Below are 1,571 nucleotides of genomic sequence, written 5' to 3'. Positions count from 1 at the left end.
GAGGTTAAAAACGCGCGCGCTATGGCCTCGGTCGTCAGACCGCAAATTTCGCGCAAGGTGAGTGCAAGCTGCGCTTCGGGCGAGAGGCTCGGGTGGCAGCAGGTGAAGATAAGGCGCAATTGGTCATCTTCGATCTGCTCGTCAGACCATTCGTGCTCCTCGCTCAACATTTCTTCCAATTCTTCAGCAACATCGTCGAGCGACGTATTAAACCGCGCGCGCCGGCGGATTTGGTCAATCGCTTTAAAACGGCCGGTCGATACCAGCCATGCGCGCGGATTGTGTGGCACTCCATCGACTGGCCACTGATGTAATGCAGCGGCAAAAGCGTCCTGTAGCGCTTCTTCGGCGAGATCAAAATCTTTCAGCAGGCGGATCAAGGTCGCGAGCACTCGGCGCGATTCGCTGCGGTAAAGCCCATTGATTAAAGCTTCGATACTGGCGGGCATAAATCCTTCGGTACTGATGTTTTAGTGACTGATTTTTTTACCGACTTTTTCTTGGTCGAGTGGAATTAGTCGCTGCTGGCGTCATCGACAAAGGCCGTGGCAATGGCGGCGAGAATCATAAAACCACCTGCGGTGACCAGCGCATAAATTGGTTGTCCGCCAAAAAGTTTGCTCACCACAATTGCCAGTATGCTCGATGCCAATATCTGGGGTATGACAATAAAAAAATTATAAATTCCCGCATAAACACCCATTTTCCCCGGTGGCAGGGCACTGGTGAGCATTGCCAATGGCAGCGCGAGGATTGACGCCCAGGCAAAGCCGACGCCGACCATCGCCAACAATAACCAGTGTGGGTCGCGGATAAATAAAAATGAGATCAGGCCGAGCGCACCCAGGCAAAGATTAATCATGTGGGTAATTTTACGATTGGTTTTGCGCACCAGCAGTGGAATAGCAATGGCGGCGAGCGCGGCAAAACCGTTGTAGGCTGCAAACAAAACGCCCACCCAGTCAGCACCTTCGTTGTAAGTGAGCGAGCTGGGATCGGTGCTGTGATAGTGATGTGAAGTTACTGCAGCGGTGGTGTAAATCCACATGGAAAATAATGCGAACCAGGAGAGGCATTGCACTATCGCTAACTGCCTCATAGTACGTGGCATCAGCACCATATCGCGCGTGATCTGGTAGAGCGCATTGTCAGTGCGACCGCTGGTCTGCAATGCGCCGGCGGCGAGTTGCAGCGAGCCAAATAATGCAACACCAATACTCAGTACATAAAGTTTGGGGTCGAGTGCGGCAATAAAAATTAATGCCGTAGTGGCTGTGCCTGCGCCTAATAAAATCGCACCCCAGCGGCCAAAGCCTGCGTACTGCTGCGTGCTGGAGGTAGCTTGCTGCGCATCGTGCCAGCGCTGGAATTGCGCCATTTGTGCAGGGCTGTATTCGCGGGTGCTGTAGGCCGACCAGAGCAGGCTAAGCAAGAGAATCGCCGCGCCTATATAAAACGCATAGGCCACTGATGGTGGCACCTGGCCATGGGGAGCGGTGTTGGCGATATTCAGCCAATTATTCAAAATCCACGGCAGCGCCGATGCAACCACCGCGCTCACTCCGATAAAA

At 53.3% G+C, this 1,571-nt stretch carries 2 protein-coding genes; both read right to left on the bottom strand.

Annotated features, from left to right (window positions below):
• On the bottom strand, nucleotides 1-449 hold a 449-nt coding region (locus ACWA6V_RS08625; RefSeq protein ID WP_449522100.1), incomplete at its 3' end, for a sigma factor.
• Nucleotides 450-514: 65 nt separating this feature from the next.
• Nucleotides 515-1,571: MFS transporter (locus tag ACWA6V_RS08620; RefSeq protein ID WP_449522099.1), on the bottom strand; the 1,057-nt coding region annotated here is incomplete at its 5' end.

Source organism: Cellvibrio sp. (assembly GCF_053579595.1).
Note: the sequence above shows the minus strand (reverse complement) of the source record. Positions and strands in the feature narration are given on the sequence as shown.